The 20,919-nt window shown below is 73.7% G+C and carries 16 protein-coding genes, 1 pseudogene and 2 riboswitches; of the genes and pseudogenes, 14 read left to right on the top strand and 3 right to left on the bottom strand.

The window, feature by feature from the left end:
• From ABD52_RS27180 to ABD52_RS27170, 3 genes are all read left to right on the top strand, one after another.
• Positions 1–328, top strand: a 328-nt coding sequence (locus ABD52_RS27180; RefSeq protein WP_047893659.1) for a cellulose binding domain-containing protein, incomplete at its 5' end; no start/stop codon positions are given.
• Positions 329–419: 91 nt separating this feature from the next.
• Complete coding sequence (locus ABD52_RS27175) at positions 420–1,004, top strand: hypothetical protein (RefSeq protein WP_047893658.1); 585 nt, start codon at positions 420–422, stop codon at positions 1,002–1,004.
• A gap of 457 nt (positions 1,005–1,461) precedes the next feature.
• The gene (locus ABD52_RS27170) at positions 1,462–2,307 is read left to right on the top strand and encodes a DUF6671 family protein (protein WP_047893657.1); all 846 of its coding nucleotides are present in this window, start codon (positions 1,462–1,464) and stop codon (positions 2,305–2,307) included.
• Between the two features lie 16 nt (positions 2,308–2,323).
• On the opposite strand, the gene ABD52_RS27165 is transcribed toward ABD52_RS27170, so the two are convergent.
• Positions 2,324–2,866, bottom strand: a complete 543-nt coding sequence (locus ABD52_RS27165; RefSeq protein WP_047893656.1) for a carbonic anhydrase — start codon at positions 2,864–2,866, stop codon at positions 2,324–2,326.
• Positions 2,867–2,957: 91 nt separating this feature from the next.
• On the opposite strand from ABD52_RS27165, the gene ABD52_RS27160 reads away from it, so the two are divergent.
• Positions 2,958–7,190 carry a putative inorganic carbon transporter subunit DabA gene (locus ABD52_RS27160; RefSeq protein WP_047893655.1) on the top strand — a complete coding sequence of 1,411 codons (4,233 nt, stop codon included), beginning with the start codon at positions 2,958–2,960 and terminating at the stop codon, positions 7,188–7,190.
• Positions 7,187–7,537, top strand: coding sequence for a DUF190 domain-containing protein (locus tag ABD52_RS27155; RefSeq protein ID WP_030268168.1), 351 nt, complete (start codon positions 7,187–7,189; stop codon positions 7,535–7,537). The genes ABD52_RS27160 and ABD52_RS27155 overlap by 4 nt, the downstream gene beginning before the upstream one ends.
• A gap of 143 nt (positions 7,538–7,680) precedes the next feature.
• On the opposite strand, the gene ABD52_RS27150 is transcribed toward ABD52_RS27155, so the two are convergent.
• The gene (locus tag ABD52_RS27150) at positions 7,681–8,280 is read right to left on the bottom strand and encodes a TetR/AcrR family transcriptional regulator (RefSeq protein WP_047893654.1); all 600 of its coding nucleotides are present in this window, start codon (positions 8,278–8,280) and stop codon (positions 7,681–7,683) included.
• A 129-nt stretch (positions 8,281–8,409) separates the two neighbouring features.
• Between ABD52_RS27150 and ABD52_RS27145 the strand changes: the two genes are divergently transcribed.
• The 3 genes from ABD52_RS27145 to ABD52_RS27135 all read left to right on the top strand — a co-directional run bounded on the left by ABD52_RS27145 (position 8,410) and on the right by ABD52_RS27135 (position 13,078).
• Positions 8,410–9,600, top strand: coding sequence for an alkane 1-monooxygenase (locus tag ABD52_RS27145; RefSeq protein WP_047893653.1), 1,191 nt, complete (start codon positions 8,410–8,412; stop codon positions 9,598–9,600).
• 147 nt (positions 9,601–9,747) lie between these two features.
• Positions 9,748–11,073, top strand: coding sequence for a polysaccharide pyruvyl transferase family protein (locus ABD52_RS27140; protein WP_013476263.1), 1,326 nt, complete (start codon positions 9,748–9,750; stop codon positions 11,071–11,073).
• A 301-nt stretch (positions 11,074–11,374) separates the two neighbouring features.
• A complete protein-coding gene (locus tag ABD52_RS27135) occupies positions 11,375–13,078 on the top strand; it encodes a tetratricopeptide repeat protein (RefSeq protein WP_047893652.1) in 1,704 nt (567 codons plus the stop codon).
• 65 nt (positions 13,079–13,143) lie between these two features.
• Here ABD52_RS27135 and ABD52_RS27130 read toward each other — a convergent pair whose 3' ends face one another.
• Positions 13,144–13,584, bottom strand: coding sequence for a hypothetical protein (locus tag ABD52_RS27130; protein ID WP_013287086.1), 441 nt, complete (start codon positions 13,582–13,584; stop codon positions 13,144–13,146).
• 171 nt (positions 13,585–13,755) lie between these two features.
• Between ABD52_RS27130 and ABD52_RS27125 the strand changes: the two genes are divergently transcribed.
• From ABD52_RS27125 to ABD52_RS27100, 6 genes and pseudogenes are all read left to right on the top strand, one after another.
• Positions 13,756–15,348 carry a beta-1,3-glucanase family protein gene (locus tag ABD52_RS27125; protein WP_047893651.1) on the top strand — a complete coding sequence of 531 codons (1,593 nt, stop codon included), beginning with the start codon at positions 13,756–13,758 and terminating at the stop codon, positions 15,346–15,348.
• Between the two features lie 178 nt (positions 15,349–15,526).
• Positions 15,527–16,687, top strand: a complete 1,161-nt coding sequence (locus ABD52_RS27120; RefSeq protein WP_013287084.1) for an alkaline phosphatase PhoX — start codon at positions 15,527–15,529, stop codon at positions 16,685–16,687.
• Positions 16,688–16,816: 129 nt separating this feature from the next.
• Positions 16,817–16,953, top strand: a riboswitch (cobalamin riboswitch).
• A gap of 98 nt (positions 16,954–17,051) precedes the next feature.
• Positions 17,052–18,095, top strand: a complete 1,044-nt coding sequence (locus ABD52_RS27115; RefSeq protein ID WP_047893650.1) for a peptidase — start codon at positions 17,052–17,054, stop codon at positions 18,093–18,095.
• A 35-nt stretch (positions 18,096–18,130) separates the two neighbouring features.
• Entirely contained in the window at positions 18,131–18,616 is a 486-nt protein-coding gene (locus tag ABD52_RS27110) for a hypothetical protein (protein ID WP_030268182.1), read from the top strand.
• A 114-nt stretch (positions 18,617–18,730) separates the two neighbouring features.
• Positions 18,731–18,803: riboswitch (cobalamin riboswitch) on the top strand.
• Positions 18,804–18,961: 158 nt separating this feature from the next.
• Complete coding sequence (locus ABD52_RS27105; protein WP_047893649.1) at positions 18,962–20,416, top strand: prenyltransferase/squalene oxidase repeat-containing protein; 1,455 nt, start codon at positions 18,962–18,964, stop codon at positions 20,414–20,416.
• A pseudogene (locus ABD52_RS27100) lies at positions 20,413–20,919 on the top strand (hypothetical protein); the annotation flags it as partial. The gene ABD52_RS27105 and the pseudogene ABD52_RS27100, both read left to right, overlap by 4 nt.

Genomic DNA, 20,919 nt, shown 5'->3' with positions numbered 1-20,919 from the left:
GCCCACCACGCCGCCGCCGGCCGGAAACGGTGCCTGCACCGCCACCTACCGCAAGACCAGCGAGTGGTCCGGTGGATTCGGCGCCGAGGTCACCGTCCGGGCGGGCAACGCCGCCATCTCCGGATGGACGGTGGCATGGACCTGGCCCAACGGCCAGAGCATCACCAACGCCTGGAACGCGACGGTCACCTCGAGCGGTTCGTCGGTCACCGCGTCGAACGTCGGTTACAACGGTTCCCTGAGCGCCAACGGCTCCACCAGCTTCGGCTTCAACGCCTCCTGGAACGGCACCAACTCCACACCCACCCTCACCTGCACCGCTCGGTAACAGCATCTGCGGTGGGGTGGCGCGGCACGCGCCACCCCACCGTCGGTGCCCTCCGCCACCATCAGGAACCGCGACGAGGTGAAGAACGATCATGGCTACCCGGGTAGGCGTCGGCGGCTGGTACCGGAGCCCCGTCGTGTGGATCGAGGTGTGCCTGCTGGCCGCGTCGATCGGTGTGGCCGCCGTGGTCACCTCGACCACCCCGAGGGCGGACCCGGCAGATCTCCGCCGGCAGATCCTGGCCCGGATGCGTACGACCCTCGAGCAGGCGGACCCGGGACATCACCAGCACGCCGGGCACACCGCCCCGCGGGTGCCGGCCGGAGAGCAGGCCGCGCCGGCGGTCGTCTGCGGAGTCCATGTCTACGGCCACGAGCCCACCGGGGCCGCCACCCTGGCCGACGTCCGGACGGTCTACGGCTTCCACCTCTGCGGCGTCGCCGAACAGAAGCGCCACTGGGACGGGGCGGTCAAACTCGTCGGCCCGGTGATCATGGACATGACCACCCGACCTCCCGGCATCAAGGTGGTCGAGGCGACCGCCGACGTCAGGTTCGTCGACCGGCTACGGGAGATGTTCCCCGACAAGTACGAGGTCCTGGCACTCAGGGAGGCGTTGCCCCCGTCGGAGATGGCCGACCTGCGGCGCCGGTACGACGCCGCCGCCGGCCTCTGACCACGCCGAGCGGCCGATACCCGCGGCGCGGCGCCGCAGGCGGCGAGGGCGAGAACGCCAGCGGTCAAGGCGTCCGCACCGGGCGGGGAAGCGCTACGAGGACCGGACATGAGCGGATGTCGGACCGGCCCCTGGTCGCGCAGGATCACCTGATTCTCATGCGGCTGGCCGGTGGCCCCGGCCGGACCCGGATCGGCATCGTCACCGCCGCCGCGCGGTGCGGGCCGAGGATCCGACGCCGGCACTCCGGACTGCAACAACGGCGGCTGCTACGCCGGCCTTTACCGGACCTGCGGGGCGGCCGACGCCCAGTGGATCCCGATCGACCTCGACCACCCGGGCGCCGCCGGCGACCGGTACCGCTACGTCACCACGATGACACCACAGCCCGGGCGACCACTCCGATACGTAACCGAATTCCGGAATCCTACTTCTTATCTCGGGTAGGATCGGTGGTGTGGAGGCGTCACCGTTCCATGGCGTGGTGGCCTGCCTGGCCACCATGCACGGCAAACAGTGGGCGCTGCGTCCGCTGCTGCGACGACGGCTCGGGATGAGTGTGCGGGTGGCGCCGGTGGACACCGACGCGCTCGGTACGTTCACCGGCGAGGTGCGGCGGGTCGGCTCGGCGCGGGAGACCGTGGTGCGCAAGGCCCGGCTCGGGATGGCCGCGACCGGGTCCGTGGTCGGGCTGGCCGGCGAAGGGGCGTTCGGCCCGCACCCGGCGGCTCCCTGGACTCCTGCCGACGTGGAGTACGTGGCGCTCGTCGACGACCGGTCGGGTCTGACCCTGGTGGAGAGCGCTCTGAGCGTCGAGACCAACCACGGCCAGGTGGTCACCGACGGTCGGGACCGCGGCGCCGTGCTCGCGTTCCTGCGCCGGGCCGGGTTCCCGCACCACGCGGTCGTCGTCCGGCCCGCGGCCGGGCCCGGTCGGCCGGTCAAGGGACTCCGCCGGCTCGCCGACGTCCTCGTCGCCGTCCGGCGGGCCGCCCTCGACTCCGCCGACGGCACCGCCGTGCTCGGCGCGGACCTGCGGGCCCACGTCAATCCGACCCGGATGCGGGTCATCGCCGCCGCCGCCGACCGGTTGGCCCGGCGTCTCGCCACACCCTGTCCCGCCTGTGCGGCGCCGGGATTCGGCCTGGTCGGCACCGAGCCGGGACTGCCCTGCCGCGACTGCGGCACGCCCACCGCCCACCACGCGCTGCTGGTCTCGGGATGCGGCAGGTGCGCGTACCGCTCGCGCCGGCCCGTGGGCGGCGCCGCGGACCCCGGTGCGTGCCCGGTGTGCAACCCCTGATGAGGCGTCGCCCCACTCAGTGCGACCGCATCGACGCGTTGTTCGGTGGCCGCAGGCGGCAGGCCCGCCGGGCCGGCGGTGGCAGCACGGGCCGCACCTCGTTGAGGAGGCGGTCCGCGTCGTGCCAGATCATGCCGTGGATGCCGCAGCGGCCGGAGCGGACGGCCTGGTCGAGCAGGGGGGACCGGCGGCGCAGGGCGGTGAGCGTGGCGCGTACCCGGTCCGGCCCGCTGCCGCCCGGCAGGGAGCAGGAGGCGTGGCCCAGCACGACCAGCAGGGGTGCGCCGAGGCACGCGACCGCGTACTCCAGACTGCCCAGCGCGGCCGGGCCGACCTGCAGGCCGGCGGTGCGGACCGCGTAGACGTCGACGCCGCCGAACACGGTCACGGCCTCGGGCTGCGGGTCGGCGCACGACAGGACCGCGGCCACCGGTGTCGCGCCGGCCGACGGGACGGGAAGGCCGCCGGCCCGGAACCGGTGGTGCCCGGCGCGTAGCCGGGCGAGGGCGAAGCTCGGGCTGGTCTGCCACACCTGCGACGGGGATCCGGTCGCGTCCATCGCTCCTCCTCGTGCCGAGCCACTGTCGTGCGTCTCACGATACACGAATTACGAATCGTGTAATACAGTGCGCATGTCTGAGGAGGTGACGATGTCCGTCGCACTGGTTCTGGGAGTCCTGGCCGGGCCCGCATCGGCGGCGCTGTGCGCGCTGGCGGTACCCGATCCCCGTCGAGCCGCCCGGGTGGTGGGGGCGCTGCTCGCTCTCACCGCCGCCGCGGCCGCCGCGCTGCTGGCCCGGGTCGCGTACGACCCGGTGGTCCCGGCGCTCCTGCTCCGGCTCGACCCACCCGGGCCGGCGTTCTCCGTGGGGATCCGGCTCGACCGGTTCACCGCGCTGTTCGCGCTCCTCGTCTGCGGGCTCGCCGCCGTCGTCGCCGGCTACGCGCGCCGCTATCTCGACGGCGAGCCGGGCGCCCGCGCCCTGCAGGCCCGGATCGCGGCGGCCACCACGGCGACCCTGGTGATGACCACCGCGCCCAGCCTCGTGCAACTGGCCGTCGGCTGGATCGCGGCCGGGCACCTGCTCATCGGGCTCATCGGCTACTACCGGGAGCAGCCCCGGGTACGGACGGCGGTGCGCCGTACCCGGGCGGTGTTCCTCGTCGGCGACGTGGCCCTGGTCGCCGGCCTGGCGCTGCTGGTCGCGCCGACGGGCGACGCCGACCTGGACGCGGTCCGGGCGGCCGCCGGCGACCGGCCCGGCTGGCTCCTGGCCGCCGTCGGCGGGCTGCTGCTGGTGGCCGGCGCGGTGCGATCGGCCCAGGTGCCGGCGCACCGCTGGCTGCCGTACACCCTGGACGCCCCGACCCCGGTCTCCGCCTTCCTGCACGCAGGCATGGTCAACGTCGCCGGCTTCCTGATGATCACACTGGCGCCGGTGGTGGTCGCCGCACCCGGCGTGATGCCGGCGATGGTGCTGACCGGCCTCGTGACCGCGGTGTCCGGGACGGTGTTCGCCGCGGTGCGCACCGACGTCAAGGGCACCCTCGCCCGGTCCACTGTCGCGCAGATGGGCTTCATGCTCGCCCAGTGCGGGCTCGGCGCGTTCGGCCTGGCCGCCGTGCACCTGGTCGGGCACGCGGTCTACAAGGCGTACGCGTTCCTGTCCGCCGGCGGCGCGCTCCAGGCCCAGGCGCGGACCGCGGCCGCGCCCCGCCCGGTCGGCCCGCCCCGGACCCGGACCGTGGCGCTGGCCGGCGCGGCGGTGCTCGCCGCCGTGGCGCTCACCGAGCTGTCGCTCGGCGCCAGCCCGAGCGGCCTGCTCAGCGCCGTCCTGGCCGGTGCGGCCGCGCTGACCGCGGTGCGGTCGGCGCTCGCGGACCGCGAGGTGCCGGCGCGGACCGCCGTCGCGATCACCCTCGCGGCGGGCGCGCTGGCCGGCGGCTACCTGGTCGCCGGTCGGGCCGTCGCCCGGTGGCTGGGGCTGCCGACCTCGGTGACGGACGCCGGGGTGGGCGTCGCGGCGGTCACGCTGGCCCTGGTGGCCGTCGCCGGCGCGTTCCTGGTGCGCCGGCACGGCGCCGCGCTGTGGTGGTGGGCCTGGCGTGACGGCGCCGGCGCGTGGTGGCGCCGCTCCGCCGGCGTGGCGGCGGGGGAGCCGGCCGCCTGGGCCGTGACCGCCGTACGCCGCCGCGACGCGTCCGACCGGTCGGACGCCGCCCGGGTCGTCGCCGCGCTGGCCGCTGCCGGTGACCACGTCGCCGCGGTCTGGCCGCTGGACACGCTCGTGGCGGTCAACCCGCTCGCCGGCCGGGAGCGGGTGCCGTTCGCGCGGGCCACTGCCGAGCTGCGGGCGCTCGGCGGCGCGCGGACCCACCTGCCGGCCGACGAGTACCGGCGGCGGCTGCGCGACGGCGAGATCGAGCCGGCCGACCTGACCGCGGTGCTCCCCCCGGCGGCCTCGGCGCCGGTCACGCTCGGCGGACGGTCGATCACGGCCGCGGACCTCCAGGTCGCTGCACTGGCCCACCCGGTGCACGACGGACCGCCCCCGCCACCCGACCTGCTCACCGTGGCGCGGCGCCGGCTCGCGGTGACCCGGCCCGCCGTCGAGGCCGACCCGGACCCGCTCACCCTGGCCGAGTTGCTCGACCGGGTCATGGGTACCCGGATCGGCGCCGACGTCGACGAGCTGGTGGCCGGCTGGTGCGCGGCGCACTGCGGCCGTCCGGCCGCCCGCTGGCCGGTTCCCGGCCCGGCCGACGAGAGCTGCTGGGCGCGCTGGCGGCGGGTGGCCGGCGTCGACCGTGCGGGCGTCAGCGGCCTGCGGGCACTCGTCGCCGCGCTGCCCGCCGAGCCCGAGCGGGCAGTCGCCCTGCTCCTGCGCGCCCTCGGCGTGGCGCCGGCGGCCTGGCCGGCGTATCTCACCCGGTCCCTGCTCCGGTTGCCGGGCTGGGCCGGCTACGCCCGCTGGTCTCAGACGCGTCCCGGTGAGCGACCGGACCTGACCCCGCTGGACCTGCTCGCGGTCCGGCTCAGCTACGAGCTGGCGCTGGCCGGCACCGCCACCCACCGCCACCTCGGCGTCCCGCCGACGCTCCAAGCGGTGACCGCCGCGACGACCCCCACCGCCGCGACGTCGACCGCCGTGTCGACGCCCACCGCCGGGACGGCGGGGACCGTACCGGCCGCCGGTGCGCCGGGGACGGACGAGCCGGCGGCTCTCGCCCGGCTGGTCGCGGCGCTCGGCGTCGACGCGCCGGCCCTGGCGCTGCTGCCCGAGGAGACGGTGGCGGTGGTGCGCGACGTGGTGGCCGAGCTGTCCCCGGCGCGGCAGGCCGAGGTGTGGCTCGCCGCCGCGGAGCACGCATACCGGCGTCGGCTGCGGAACCGGCTGGACCACGGGGCGCGGCCGCGCCCACGCCGCGCCGCCCGCGTCACTTCGCTCGCCCAGGCGGTGTTCTGCATCGACGTGCGCAGCGAGGGCCTGCGCCGGCACCTGGAGGCGGCCGGGCCGGTGGACACCTACGGCTTCGCCGGCTTCTTCGGCCTACCCGTGCGCACCGTGGCGGCCGATGCCGCCCGGGGCCGGGACCGCTGCCCGGTGCTCATGCGACCGGTGGCCACCGTCGGGGAGACCGCCGACGCCACGCGGGTACGCCGCCGGCGGGCCCGGCAGGCGTGGCGCCGGGCGTTCGCCTCGGCCAAGGCCGACCCGGTCGGCGCGTTCGCCTTCGTGGAGGTCGCCGGCGTGCTCGCCACCGCCGCCCTGGCGGTGCGCGCCGTGGCGCCGGGCCGGTTCGCGCCACCCGCCGACGACACCGCGCCGACGGTGGCCGACCTCGCCGCCGCCCTGACCCTCGACGAGCAGGTCTACTACGCGGAGGCGACGCTGCGCACCGTCGGGCTGACGACCGGCTTCGCCCCGCTGGTGCTGCTCTGCGGGCACGGGGCCACCAGCACCAACAACCCCTACGCGGCCGCGCTCGACTGCGGCGCCTGCGGCGGCAACCGGGGCGGGGTCAGCGCCCGGCTGGTCGCCGCGCTGCTCAACCGGCCCGAGATCCGCGAGGCGCTGGTCGCCCGGGGGATCCACCTGCCCGCCGACACCCACGTCCTGGCCGGCGAGCACGACACCGTCACTGACGAGGTGCGCCTGTTCGATGTCGACACCGTCCCCGTCCGGCTGCGCCCGCACGTCGACGACCTGACGCGCCGGCTCGCCGAGGCGGGAGCGGGTCTGCGCGCGGAACGGGCCACCCGGCTGCCCGGCCGGCCGGGCTCCCGCCACCTGCCCGGCCGCGCCTCGGACTGGGCCCAGGTGCGGCCGGAGTGGGCGCTGGCCGGCAACGCCGCGTTCATCGCCGCGCCGCGCGAGCTGAGCGCCGGGCGCGATCTCGGCTGCCGCACGTTCCTGCACTCCTACGACTGGACCGCGGATCCGGACGCGGTCGCGCTGGAGACGATCATGACGGGCCCGCTCGTCGTGGCGTCCTGGATCAACCTCCAGTACTACTTCTCCACGGTGGATCCGCACCGCCTCGGTGCCGGCACCAAGACCGTGCACACCGTCCTCGGCGACGCGCTCGGCGTCCTCTCCGGATCCGGTGGCGACCTGCGTGTCGGGCTGCCGCTGCAGTCCGTCGACGACGGGACACGGCCGGCGCACGACCCGCTGCGGCTGCTCGCCGTGGTCCACGCCCCGCACCACCTCGTCGACACCGTGCTCGGCCGCAACCCGGCCCTGCGCCAGCTGATCGACGGCGGCTGGATGTCCCTGACCGTCATCGACCCCCGTACCGGCGAATGGAGTGACCCGGGCGGATCCCGGCGCACCACGCCGCTCCCGGCCCTCGGCCCAGAGAAGGAGTACAGCGTATGAACGAGCTCGGACTGACGCGCATGGTCAAGGTGGAGGTCGTGACCCGCGCCGACGACGTCGACGCCGTCCGGACGCTGCTGCACGCCTCCGGCGTGAGCGGTTGGACCAGCCTCAGCGGGGTCTCCGGCTTCGGCCACCACGGCACCCACGAGGGCCGGCTGCTCTTCAACGACCGGGCCGGACTCGTCATGGTGATCGCCGTGCTGCCGCTCGAGCGGGCCGAGCCGGTCGTCGTCGGCCTGCGCGACATCCTGGCCCACCGGCCCGGCGTCATGTTCGTCAGTGAGGCCTGGGTGAGCCGGCCCGAGTACTTCGGCGCCGATCGACCGGCGGGCCCGGTGACCTGAAGGGGGCGAGTCGCGTCCGGGCGGGGTGGCGACCGCCGCCCCGCCGTGGCGGCCGGACTCGGCCGAGGAGGCCCTCGGGCACGTCCGGTCGTCCGCCGCTGTACGCACCCGGCCGACGCCCGCATCCCAGCTGATGCGCTCGTTCACGCGCGCGGCGGGTCCAGGAAGCGTTGTGCCAGTTCGGCGAGGGTGTCGGCGGTGTTGTCGACGGGCGCCGTCGGCAGCACGATGTGGCTGACGACCAGTCGTGCGAGGGATTCGGCGCCGACGGTGACGTCATCGGGCGGCACCCGGGGCAGGTGCGTGTCCGCCCACTCCCTCAGCACCGTGACGGCGGCGGCCAGGGCCAGGTCGGCGCGGGTGGTCAGGTAGGGGAGCAGGGCGTCGGTGCCCCGGGCACTGTTGAGGACGGCTTTGACCAGCGGGTCGGTGCCGGCCTGCGTCAACACGAACGTGACTGCGGCATGGACGGCGGCTCGCACGTCGCCGCCGTGGGCGGACAACGCCTCCCGCACACCGTCCATGAACCGGTCGATCTCGCGGTGTGCGATGGCTTCGCCCAGTCCGGCCTTGTTGGTGAACTCGTTGTAGAGCGTCTGCCTGCTCACGCCCACGCGGGCCGCCACGTCGGCCATTCGTACCGCGTCCCAGCCGCGGTCGATCGCCAGGTCGCGGCCGGCCGTGATGACCGTGTCACGCAGGTGCCGGCGCGCGGTGTGGCGATAAGGCGGAGAGGCGGCCATGGTGCGCCGAGTCTATCGAGTAGACACACATGCCTTGCGTGTCTACTCAATTGACGCAGAGCCGGATATTGTCAAGCGTGGTTGTCCGTGTGACAGTCGACGCAGCGCTCGACACTCCGGAGGCGGTACATGCAGACCTCGATCGATGCTCCAGCCGCCGGTTGGCGTGACGGCAAGAAGCACCTGTGGCCACTGGCTCTCCTCGTGCCGGTGCTGCCGTTTCTGGCGTACGCGTTGTGGCAGGCCGGCGCCGGACCCGCTGCCTGGTGGCTCACCCCGGCGGTGGTCTTCGGACTCATCCCGATCATCGACGTGCTGCTCGGTGACGACGGAGAGAACCCGCCCGACGACATCGCCCGGCGGTTGCAGGAGGTCCGTTACTACCGCCGGATCACGTTCCTGTTCCTGCCGGTGCAGTACGCCGCCCTGCTGCTCGGAGCATGGGTCTGGACGCGTGGCGGCCTCGGTGCCGCCGGTGCCGCCGGCCTGGTCGCCACCATCGGGATCGTCAACGGACTGGCCATCAACACCGCACACGAGCTCGGCCACAAGCGCGAAACGGTCGAGCGGTGGTTGTCGAAGATCGCCCTCGCGCCCACCGGGTACGGCCACTTCTACGTCGAGCACAACCGCGGGCACCATGTCCGTGTCGCCACACCGGAGGACCCGGCCAGCGCCAGGCTGGGGGAGAGCTTCTACTCGTTCTGGCCGCGTACGGTCTGGGGCAGCCTCATCTCGGCGTGGCGGCTGGAGATCGGCCGCTTCCGGCTGCGGCACAGGAGCCCGTGGACGCTGCGTAACAACCTGCTCAACGCCGGGCTCATGACCGTCGTGCTCTTCGCCCTGCTGATCGCTGTGTTCGGGTGGCGGCTCGTGCCCTTCCTGTTCCTGCAGGCGATCGTCGGCTTCTCGCTGCTGGAAGCGGTCAACTACCTCGAGCACTACGGATTGTGCCGTCGGCGCACCGCCACCGGCCGCTTCGAGAAGGTCGACCCACGGCACAGCTGGAACAGCGACCGCATCGTCACCAACGTGTTCCTCTTCCAGCTACAACGCCACAGCGACCACCACGCCAACCCGCTGCGCCGCTACCAGACGCTGCGCAGCTTCGACGTCTCGCCGCGACTGCCCGGAGGCTACGCCTCGATGGTGATGCTGGCTCTCGTTCCGCCGCTGTGGTACCGGGTGATGAACCCACGGGTTCTGGCGCACTACGGCGGCGACCTGAACCTCGCCAATCGCAACCCCCGCGCCGAGGCCCGACTGCGTCGCCGCTACGGCCGGCCCGCAGCGGACACCACAGCGGTCCACGCCGCCTGACCCGACCCGGTGTAGGTCTGACGGCACCTCTCCGTGTCAGGGCGTAGGATTTCGGTTCCTGCACGGAACGGGGCCGTGCCCGGCCGGTCGCGCCGCTTCGGCCTCGCCGGGCGCCGTGGCGTCCGGGACGAAGGGTGGACACCCCGGATGCACCAGCGGATCCTGCTGCGAGCCCGCAAGGGCCCGTTCGACGTCGTCACCGCCGAGGAGACCTACGAGCGGGACTGGATCGGCAAGAACAGCGGCAACCTGGTCTTCAGCCACGCCGCGCACAAGCTGCTGTCCACCTCGACGGCGGAGATCACCCCGTCGCGGTTCCGGACGGACCCGCGCGATGCCGACGAGATCAACGAGAAGTACGACGTCTTCGTGATCCCGCTGGCGAACGCGTTCCGACACGACTACGTGAACCGGTTGACGTCGATGACCCGGCTGATCGAGCGGCTCAAGATCCCGGTGGTGGTGCTCGGGGTCGGGGCGCAGACCGACGTGGACGGCGACCGGGAGTACCTGCGTCCGATCGACGAGCCGGTGAAGGCGTTCTGCCGGGCGGTGCTGGACCGATCGCACAGCATCGGCGTACGCGGCGAGATCAGCGAGAACTACCTGCGGACGCTGGGCTTCTCCGCCGTCGAGCAGATCGGCTGTCCGTCGATGTTCCTGCACGGCGACAGCCTCCGGGTCGAGAAGGCGAAGGCCACCCTGGACACCGAGGATCGGCTCGCGTTCGTCATCTCGCCGTACGTCCGCGCGTTGGCCCCGATCGTCCAGCACCACCACCAGCGCTACCCGAATCTGCGCTACGTGGCGCAGGGCCTGTACACCCTCGGCACCCTGCTCTACGGCGACGCACCGAAGTTGCGCGGCAAGACCGACGACATGCCGATCCACACCTCACACCCGCTCTTCGTCGAGGACAAGGTGCGGATGTTCATGGACCCGTGGCCCTGGATGGAGTATCTCTCCGGATTCGACTTCGCCTTCGGCACCCGGATCCACGGCACCATCACGGCGCTGATCTCCGGCACTCCCGGGTATCTCCTCGCACACGACTCGCGCACCCTGGAACTGGCCCGCTACTTCGACATCCCGCACCGGTTGATGCGCGACGTGCCGGCCGACGTCGACGCCGCCCGACTCTACGAGGAAGCCGACTACACGGCCCTGAACGAGGGCCACAAGGAGCGCTTCGCGCGGATCACCGCGTTCCTCGCCAAGCACGACCTCGGCCTGTCGTTCGCCGACGGGGACAGCGCCACCCGCTTCGACGAGCAGGTCCGCCGAACCGTCTACCCGCCGGCGGTCCGGCCGGCCTCCGCCTACACGGCCGAGGAACTGCTGACGCGCATCCAATGGCTGCGGGACGAGAACCGGACGCTGCAGCAGAAGCTCACGGCACGCCGCGCGCAGCCACTGCGCGACCAGGTCAAGCAAGCGGTGGGCCGCCGGGTCCGCCGGATGCTGTCGCGCTGACCGTCGTACGCCTGCTCGGCAGCGGAATGGCCGGCGCCGCGACGGCGGCGTTCGGCGTGGCGGTGCGATCAGCCCGCCGCGAATCGCGAGAACCCTTCTTATTTCCATCGACTGGCATTACGCTCTGGGCCAGCCCTGAGGTGCATCACATCGGAGGTTCCTATGAGGACGATGACCATCCGTCGCACGACTGCACTCCGCCTGGTGTCCGGCGCACGCCGCCTGTGGATCGAGTGGTGCTGGTAACTGCCGGCCCGGCGGGCGCTCCCGGGCGCCCGCCCCTGCGGCGGTGGGCCCTGCGGTGACGGACGGGGCGGAGCGCTACGACTGCCACCGCGACCACGGGCCGTACGCCGGGGTCTCGGCCTTCCTCGGCCGGGTCGCCGCCGACCGGCCCCGCCTGGCGGCCCGGCACGCGGTCGAACTGCACGCGATCGCCCCCCAGCTCGACCCGGCGGCCCGGCCGGCCGCCGAGGAGGAGCCGATCCGCTTCCACCCCGCCCGCCGTACCGCCTGCCTGGCCTATGGCGCGGCGGAGCTGGTGGCGGCCTGGGCCGGCACGCTCCGGCGGCCCGTGACCGTCCGGTTCGATCACGTCGCCGGCGCCGACGAGACGACAGCCGAACTGCTGGACGCGCTGGCCCGCCGGCTCGGGCCGGCCCCGGTGCGCCTCGACCTGCGCGACGACGGTGCCCCCGATCCGGCGCCCGACGAGCGCACCCCGCAGGCGCTGCGACGGGCCCTGGGCGACAGCCTGGCCCGCGGCTACTACCACCACGCGGCCCGGGTCGCCCGGCGCGGGCGGGCGGCGGTCACCCCCGACGGCGACCTGCGGCACTGGTGGGCGTTCACCACCGGCCTGGCCACCGCCCTGGCGGCTCTGAACCGGGCCGCCGAGGCGCTCGACCTCTACGACGAGGCGCGGGCCGTCACCGACGACCCGAAGATCACTATGTCGGCGGCGTACGCCACCGCCATGCTGCACGCCCGGCACCTGCCGCCGGCCGACCAGGACCCGGCGCTGGCCCGGCACTGGCTGGAGGTGGCGCTGCGCCTCGCCGCCGAACTGGCCGACCCACGCCGGCGGCTGCTGTCGACGGTCTTCTACGAGCAGGGCCTGGCGCTGCTGGACAGCCGGGCAGGCCGGCCCGACCGCGCGCTGCGGCTCGTCGACGACGGGCTGACCCGGCTGACGGCCGCGCTCGGCCCCGGCGAACGCCCGCAGGACCTGGCCCGGCTGCGCCACAACCGGGCGCAGGTTCACCTCGCGCTGGGCGACCCGGCGCGGGCGCTGGCCGATCTGGACACCGTGATCGCCCACGACCCCGACAACTGCGAGTACTACGTGGACCGCGCCGCCCTCCACCGGGCGGCGGGCCGGACCCGAGCCGCGATCAGGGACTACGACGCCGCCATCCGGCTGGGACCGCATCTGCCCGAGGCGTACTACAACCGGGCCGTGCTCCAGCAGGAGCGGGGCCGCCCCGAGCGGGCTCGCGCCGACCTGGAGCGGGTGCTCGCCATCGAACCGGGGCACCTCGACGCCCGGATCGCCCTGGTCAACCTGCACGTGGAGCGCGGCGCGCTGGATGCCGCCGAGGCGGGTGCGCGGGCCGGGCTGGCCGGCGCTCCGCAGGAGCCCGCGCTGCTGTGCACCCTGGGCCTGGTCCTCGCCGAGCGCGGCCGGCCCGCCGAGGCCGACGAACTGCTCACCCGGGCCCTGAACGGGGACCCCGAACTGGTGGAGGCGTGGACGAACCGGGCCGCCACCCGGTTCGAGCGCGGCGACGTGGCCGCCGCGCTCGCCGACCTGGACCGGGCGGTGGCGCTGTCGGAGGCCCCCGTGCCGCGCTACAACCGGGGTACGGCCCTGGCCCGGCTGGGCCGGTGGGACGAGGCGGCCCGCGACTTCGCCCAGGCGCTCGCCCAGCCCGGCCTGGACCGCGCCCTGCGCCGGGATCTGCGCGCGGAACTCACCAGGTGCCGCCGCGCGCTGGCCGTCTGACCCGGCCCGGCCGGGGAGCCGGCGCTCATCGTGCGCCGGCCCCGGTCCGGGGAAGGGGAGCGGTTTCAGCAGCCCTGGCGGCGGCTGTAGATCTGGTGGCGCTCACCGGCCCATCCGATGTAGCCGACCGCCTCGACGCAGTAGTTCGCCGTACCGGTGACGGCGACCGGGCCGGCGTAATAGCTGAAGTCACCGGAATTGGTGTCCGCGCCGCCCGACCGGGTGCAGTGCGCGCCCTCGCCCGACCGCTCCGCGCAGCGGTAGATCTGCACGAAGGTCGGCGCCGACCTCCCGTACGCCGCGCCGCGGTGGTAGAAGCAGGCGCTGTTGGTGCCCCCGTTGCTGCTGTTGTAGTAGATCACCAGTTCACCGAGCCCGGACGACTGCACCTGGCTGTAGGTGATGGTCCCCGAGCAGGAGCCGGCCGCCTGGGCGGCGGGGGCGCCGACAGTCAGGCCCGCCGCGACGGTCACCAGCGCCGTCAGCGCCGAAAGCATGCGTTTCATGTACCTACCTACCCAATCCACAGTCGACTGTTCCGTAGTGGATCTTAATCAACCGGTGACCTTCGCCGTGGCCCTGATCCATAGGCAACCACCTATTGACAAACAATATTAACAATTGGACCCTGCTGAGAGAGCGCTCTCCCGTCCCCCCGTCTCCCGCGAGGTGTCCCCATGCGTCTCCGAAGAAGGCTGCTCGCCGCCGCGTCCGCCCTGCTCGCCGGGCTCACCGGCGCCGTCGTCGCCACGCCCGCCCAGGCGGTCGGACCGGCGTTGCTGCCGGTCACCGTCACCAACACCACCGGCCGCAGCGACCCGGTCCACCTCTACGTCATCGGCGTCCAGCTGTCCTCCGGCCGACTCGGCTACGTCACCTCCGGCGGCACCTTCGTGCCGTGGACCGGCGGGCAGCTCCCGCCGTCACCCGCGCCGGACGTCTCCATACCGGGCCCCGGCAACGGCGGCAGCACCACGATCCAGTTCCCCCGCGGCTTCTCCGGCCGGGCCTACTTCTCCCTCGGGCAGAAGCTCAAGTTCTTCCTCACCCCGGACGGACTGGTGCAGCCCGCGCCCTGGGCGGCCGGTGACGCGAACCGCGACATCCTCTTCGACTGGAGCGAGTTCACCTACAACGACTCCGGGCTGTGGCTCAACAGCTCCCAGGTCGACATGTTCGCGATCCCGCACGCGGTCACCGTGACCGGCGCCAACGGCGTCACCAAGCGCACCGGCGACGTGGTGGCCAACGGACGCAACGCGGTCATCGACGGGATCCGGGCGCAGCCGGGCTGGGCCGGCACCGTCCACACCCGCTCCGACGGGACCGTGCTACGCGTCCTGGCTCCGGGCAAGGCGGCCGGGGCCGGCCTGCTGAGCACCACGTACCTGGACTCGTACATCGCGTCCGCGTGGAACGCGTACACCACGAAGACCCTGACCGTGGCGCCCTTCGCCGACCAGCCGGCCATCCGGTACTACGGCCGCACCTCGGGCAACACCATGACCTTCACCAACGGCAGCGGCCAGGTGGTCGCCTCCTTCAACCGGCCCTCCTCGGCCAGCGTCTGGGGCTGTGACGGCGACCTGCCCGCGCCGAACGACCAGGTGGTCGGCCCGATCTCGCGTACGCTCTGCGCCGCCCTCAACCGAGGCACGCTCGGCACCGTCGACACCCAGCCCAGCACGAACGCCGCCGACTTCTACCGCAGCAACCCCACCAACCAGTACGCACGCCTGATCCACGCCAACATGACCGACGGCCGGGCGTACGCGTTCGCCTTCGACGACGTCGGTGGATTCGAGTCGCTGGTGCACGACGGCGATCCCCGTTCGGCCGGACTGATCCTCAGCCCGTTCACCGGCGGTGGCGGCAGCACCCCGACCACCGGGGTGCCAGTGGTCAGCAACTGGAACAACAAGTGCATCGACGTGCCGAGCTCCAACTTCGTCGACCGCGCGCCGTTGCAGATGTGGAACTGCAACAACACCAACGCGCAGAAGTGGACGTTCAGCGGCACGGCGCTCAAGAGCCAGAACAACAAGTGCATGGACGTCGACGCCGGGTCCACCGCGAACGGGGCGGCGGTGCAGCTCTACACCTGCAACGGCACCGGCGCCCAGCAGTTCACCCTGAACGCGGCCGGAGACCTGGTCAACCTCCAGGCCGGCAAGTGCGTCGACATCAAGGACTGGAACGGCAACGACGGCGCGAGGCTCCAGCTCTGGGACTGCGGGGGCACGGCCAACCAGAAGTGGCGCAAGGGCTGACCAGCCATGCGAACGGTGGCGGGGGCCGACCGCGAGTCGCTCCCGTCACCGGCAGGCGACGGACGAGACGGCCGGTGACACGACGCCGCGCACCGAGGCGTCCATCGACGTTCATCCAACAGATCGATGTGCGTAAGCTCCGCCCGGTCAGATCTGGGGAACCTACCGAGGAGGTTCCATGGATCGTCGAGCAATGCTGCGGGCCACTGTCGTCGGTGCGGGCGCTGTCGCGCTGCCGTTCACCGCGTGGTCGGCGGCGTACGGAGCCCCGGCGCAGAACGCGGCGGGCCCCTACGGTGGGCTCCAGCCCGCCGACGCCAACGGCATCCAGTTGCCGGCCGGCTTCACCAGCTCGATCGTCGCACGATCCCGTCGGACGGTGCCGGGGACGTCGTACACCTGGCACGACGCTCCGGACGGTGGCGCCGTGTTCCCGAACGGCACCGGCTGGATCTACGTGTCGAACTCCGAGGTGTCAGCCGGTGCGGGCGGCGGTGCCTCACGCCTCGTCTTCAACTCCAGCGGCGCCGTGGTCGGGGCGTCGCGGATCCTCTCCGGCACCAACAACAACTGCGCCGGGGGGAAGACGCCGTGGAACACCTGGCTCTCCTGCGAGGAGGTGTCCCTGGGGCGGGTCTTCGAGACGTACCCCCTCGGCGGGACCGCCGTGGCGCGTCCCGCGCTGGGCCGGTTCAAGCACGAGGCGGCCGCGGCCGACCCGGTCCGCCGGGTCGTCTACCTGACCGAGGACGAGACCGACGGCAAGTTCTACCGGTTCGTGCCGACCACCTGGGGCGACCTCTCCGCCGGAACCCTCCAGGTCTTCCGCGCCGGTACGGCGACCTCCGGCACGTTCACCTGGGCCACGGTGCCCGACCCGGACGGCTCGCCCACCCCGACCCGGCAGCAGGTGTCCGGCGCGAAGACGTTCAACGGCGGCGAGGGCTGTCACTACGCGGATGACACCGTCTGGTTCACCACGAAGGGCGACAACCGCGTGTGGCAGGTCAACCTGGCCGCCGGCACGTACGAGCTCGCCTACGACGACAACCTGGTCAGTCCGGGCACCCCTCCGCTGACCGGGGTCGACAACATCACCGGGTCCACTGCCGGTGACCTGTACGTCGCGGAGGACGGCGGGAACATGGAGATCTGCATGATCACGCCCGACGACAAGATCTCGGTCTTCCTGCGGATCACCGGACAGAGCGGTTCGGAGATCACCGGGCCGGCGTTCACCCCGGCGGGGGACCGGCTGTACTTCTCGTCGCAACGCGGCACGACCGGCTCGTCCTCCGGCGGCATCACCTACTGCGTCACCGGGCCGTTCCGCCGATGACCGGCTCCCGGCCCCGCTGACAGTGACCACGCGGTCGAGGACGCCCGGTCTTCACCGGGCGTCCTGCCGGCCGTCACGGCACGTGTCCGGATCCTGGCGCATTGACATCGGCGCTCCGGCCACAGCAGACTGTCGCGACAACTGAACCACCGCGTGTACGTGCGGGGGAAGACCGGTCGAAATCCGGCGCTGGCCCGCAACGGTAGGCCGCCCAGAGAGATCTGCGGCGGCGAGCCCGAATACCCGTCGTACGCGTGCATCCGCTCCCCACCCGTCGTGGCCCACGGGTCGGAGTCCCGGTCGACGCGGCGTTGCCGCGGTCGTCCGGGCTTTCGACGACCGCCGGGCCGGAAAGGCGCTTCCGATGGTCGTCCGCCGAAGCCGGCACCGCCTGCTCGCGCTCCTCTGCGGCGTACTCGCTGCTCTCACCCTCACCACACCCGCCGTCGCCGCCCCCGAGCGCGCCGCCCTCACCCGTCCGGAGGCCGCCGGCGGCTGGCTCGCCCGGCAACTCGTCGACGGCGAACGCTTCGAGGCGGTCTTCGACGGTGTCGCGTACCCCGACCAGGGGCTGACCCTCGACGCCGTGTTCGCCTTCGCCGCCACCGGCGTCGCCGACGACCACGGCGGCGACGCGCTGGCCTGGGTCACCCGGCCGGACATCCGCGACGGCTACCTCGGCGACGGCGTCTCCGAGGCGTACGCGGGTGCGACCGCCAAGCTCGCCCTCGCCGTGCAGGTGCGCGGCGGCGACCCGGCCGGCGTCGGCGGGGTGGACCTGATCGCCCGGCTGCGCTCGCTCCAGACGCCGGCCGGCAGGTTCAGCGACCGGTCCGCGTACGGCGACTACAGCAACGCGTTCAGCCAATCCTTCGCGCTGCTGGCGCTGGACCGTACGGCGGGCGGAGCGCCACCGGCGGCGGCCGCCTGGCTGGCCGGCACCCGGTGCCCGGACGGCGGCTACCCGCTGCTGCCCGCGCAACCGGTCTGCACGTCCGACGTGGACGCCACCGCGCTCGCGGCACAGGCGCTGCGCGCCGCGGACCGTCCGGCCGACGCCGCCGCCGGGCTGCGCTGGCTGGTGTCCGTTCAGCGTGCCGACGGCGGCTTCGCCAACGCGGGCGGCACGCCGAACGCCAACAGCACCGGCCTCGCCGCGCAGGCCCTGCGCGACGGCCACCGGCTGCCGGCCTGGGCGCGGGCCCGGGCATTCCTCGCCGGACTCCAGGTCGGCTGCGCCGGGGCGCCGGCCGACAGGGGCGCTGTCGACTTCGACGGCGGCGGCTTCGACCCGGCCACCGCACCCCGGGCGACCGCCCAGGCCGTCCTCGGTCTCACCGGGATCGGGTACGCCCGTCTGTCCGCCGCCGGCGCCGACCCCGGCGCACCGGCGCTCGCCTGCCCGTGAACCCCTTCGCCGCTCGCCCGATCACAGGAGGATCCGTGTTCCGTCATCGTTCCACAGTCCGCACCTGGCTGGCCGGCCTGCTGGCCGCCGTCGTCGCCGGCGTCGCGCTGACCGCAGTCGAACCCGCGCCCCGGGCGGCGCACGCCGCCGCCTGCGCGGGCACCTCGGGAGTCACTGTGGTCGTCGACTTCGCCGCGCTCGGCGGCGGCGTCCAGGTCGCCTGTGCGCCGGGCGATCCGGCCACCGGCCTGGCCGCGCTCCAGGCCGCCGGCTTCACAGTGACCGGCACCGCCCGCTGGGGCCTGGCCTTCGTCTGCCGGATCAACGGCAAGCCCACCGCCGCGACGGAGCCGTGCGTCAACACCCCGCCGGCCACGGCGTACTGGTCGTACTGGCATGCGTCCAGCGGCGGCTCCTGGTCCTACAGCACGTCGGGGGCGACCGGCTACAACCCCGCGCCGGGCAGTGTCGAGGGCTGGTCCTTCGGCGCCGGCGCCCCGCCGAGCATCGCCGCTCCCTAGGTGTGACCGGCGGCGCACCGGGTGCCGGCAACTGCTCTGGCGTCGTCGCGCGCCCGGGCGGTACGGTGTCGGCACCCGGTGCGCCGGGCACACAACTGCATACGTCCCGCGCGGGGGGAAGCCGGTTCGAAGCCGGCGCTGACCCGCAACCGTGAGCGAGAGTCCCCTTTCGCGAGCCGGAATGCCCCGCCCGGGACGAGCGGCTTCAACTGTCGAGGTCTACAGGGTGAAGTCCGGGCCGCCGAGGTCCGACCACCCCGCTCACCGCAGCAGGCGGAGCGGGGTGTCCGTTTCTCGGGGTGCTTTCCGGAGGTTTCACCGACCGCTCTGCGAAAGGCACCCCTGATGCCCCTGTCCCGGCGTCTCACCACCGGCCTCGGTATGGCCACGGTGACGGCTCTCGCCGCGATCACCGGCGCCCCGCCGGCCGTTGTCGCGGCACCCGCCCCGGCCCACGTCACAGCCGCCCGCGAGGCCGCGTCCTGGCTGGCCGGCGAGTTCACCGACGGTTCGCTGCCCGGCCCGTTCGCCCCCGAGGACTGGGGGCTGACCATCGACGGCCTGGTCGCGCTGTCCGCCACCGGCGTCGACGCGCCGACCCGGCAGGCGGCAACCGCGCAGGTCGCGAGACACGTACGGTCCTACAACAGCTACGACGACTGGGGCATCGAGGGCTTCACCGACGGCGGGGCCACCGCCAAGCTGCTCTACGCCGCGGCCGCCGCCGACGCGGACCCCACCGACTTCGGCGGCTACGACCTGCGGGCGGAAACGCTGTCGCTGATCGCCACGGCCGACGCCGGGCACCAGCGGGGGCGGATCACCAGCCGTACCACCGCCGACAGCGGCCCGGACGCCAGCAACACCTTCGACCAGTCCTTCGCCGTGCTCGGCCTGGCCCGCAGCGGCGATCTGCCACAGGACACTGTGGACTTCCTGATCCGGCAGCAGTGTGCGGCAGGTGGCTTCCGGCTCTACCCGGACGCCGCCGACGGACCCTCGCCGTCCTGCGACGACCAGCCCGGCGCCACCCTCGACGTCGACTCGACAGCGATGGCCGTGCAGGCGTTGCTGGCCGCCGCCGAGGACGGCGCCACCGGCGCCGGCGACGCCGCGCGTAAGGGCGCCGACTGGCTGGTCACCCAGCAGCACACCGACGGCTCCTTCGGCGGATCCGGACCGACCACCGGCGCGAACTCCAACAGCACCGGCCTGGCCGGGCAGGCCCTCGCCGCCGCCGGCCGCGACGACGAGGCCGCCCGGGCGGCGAAGGCCCTGGCCGCGCTGCAGCTCACCGCGGGCAACGGTGGGGCGGCCTCCGCCGACGCGGGCGCGATCGCCTACAACACCGACGGGTTCACGACTGCCGCCGCGGCCGGGATCACCGACACCGACCGGGACCAGTGGCGCCGGGCCACCGCGCAGGCATTGCTCGGGCTGGCCCAGGTTCCGCTGGGCCGGATCGGCCTCGACCCGCCGCCCACGTCGAATCCCACCCCGACCGGCACGGCCTCGCCCACCGCGCCCGCCACGCCCACCGCGTCTCCCACGCTCACCACGTCGCCTCCGCCGACCGGCACCGCCGGCCCGACGCCGAGCGTGACCAGCCCTCCGGCGACACCCGCGCCCACGACCGCGGCGCCGACCACCGCCGCTCCGCCGATCACGACCCCGGCCGCGTCAGGGCTGGGCGGGCTGCCGACCACCGGCGCGGCGATCGGCAGCTACCTGCTGATCGCGCTGCTGCTGATCGGTGGCGGAGTGACACTGCTCGTGCTCGGCCGACGGCGGGCGGGATGAGCCTCCGCGCCGCCCGCGGTGCGCTGGCCGTCGCCCTGGTCACCGCGGGCACCACGATCGGGCCGGGCGGTCCTGCGGTGGCCGCCGGGTCGGCCGGATACTGCCCGGACGCCTCCGGGGTGACAGTCGTGGTGGACTTCAACGAACTCGGCGGCGGAACGGTGGTGCGCTGCGCGCCGGGCGCCCAGGCCAGCGGCCTCGCGGCGCTCAAGAACGCGGGCTTCCCGATCACCGGAACCCTGCGCTGGGGTGAGGGGTTCATCTGCCGGATCGACGGCAAGCCTTCGGCCGCGACGGAGAAGTGCGTCGACACGCCGCCTGCGAGCGCCTACTGGTCGTACTGGCACGCGCCGAACGGCGGCAGCTGGACGTACAGCGACAAGGGTGTGCTCAACCGCAAGCCGGCGGCCGGCAGCTTCGAGGGCTGGTCGTTCTCCCTCAACCGCAACGCCGATGACGCGCCTCGTCCCGGCGCCGCGCCGAAACGCCCCGCCCCTCCACCG

Origin of the sequence: Micromonospora sp. RV43, assembly GCF_001029515.1 — a bacterium.
GTDB classification, from domain to species: domain Bacteria; phylum Actinomycetota; class Actinomycetes; order Mycobacteriales; family Micromonosporaceae; genus Micromonospora; species Micromonospora aurantiaca.
Note: the sequence above shows the minus strand (reverse complement) of the source record. Positions and strands in the feature narration are given on the sequence as shown.

Coding starts and splice junctions, on each gene's coding strand:
- ABD52_RS27155 (WP_030268168.1), top strand. CDS start 7,187: ATGAACGAGCTCGGACTGACGCGCATGGTCAAGGTGGAGGTCGTGACC.
- ABD52_RS27115 (WP_047893650.1), top strand. CDS start 17,052: ATGGTCGTCCGCCGAAGCCGGCACCGCCTGCTCGCGCTCCTCTGCGGC.
- ABD52_RS27140 (WP_013476263.1), top strand. CDS start 9,748: ATGCACCAGCGGATCCTGCTGCGAGCCCGCAAGGGCCCGTTCGACGTC.
- ABD52_RS27105 (WP_047893649.1), top strand. CDS start 18,962: ATGCCCCTGTCCCGGCGTCTCACCACCGGCCTCGGTATGGCCACGGTG.
- ABD52_RS27150 (WP_047893654.1), bottom strand. CDS start 8,280: ATGGCCGCCTCTCCGCCTTATCGCCACACCGCGCGCCGGCACCTGCGT.
- ABD52_RS27130 (WP_013287086.1), bottom strand. CDS start 13,584: ATGAAACGCATGCTTTCGGCGCTGACGGCGCTGGTGACCGTCGCGGCG.
- ABD52_RS27175 (WP_047893658.1), top strand. CDS start 420: ATGGCTACCCGGGTAGGCGTCGGCGGCTGGTACCGGAGCCCCGTCGTG.
- ABD52_RS27165 (WP_047893656.1), bottom strand. CDS start 2,866: ATGGACGCGACCGGATCCCCGTCGCAGGTGTGGCAGACCAGCCCGAGC.
- ABD52_RS27120 (WP_013287084.1), top strand. CDS start 15,527: ATGGATCGTCGAGCAATGCTGCGGGCCACTGTCGTCGGTGCGGGCGCT.
- ABD52_RS27125 (WP_047893651.1), top strand. CDS start 13,756: ATGCGTCTCCGAAGAAGGCTGCTCGCCGCCGCGTCCGCCCTGCTCGCC.
- ABD52_RS27145 (WP_047893653.1), top strand. CDS start 8,410: ATGCAGACCTCGATCGATGCTCCAGCCGCCGGTTGGCGTGACGGCAAG.
- ABD52_RS27160 (WP_047893655.1), top strand. CDS start 2,958: ATGTCCGTCGCACTGGTTCTGGGAGTCCTGGCCGGGCCCGCATCGGCG.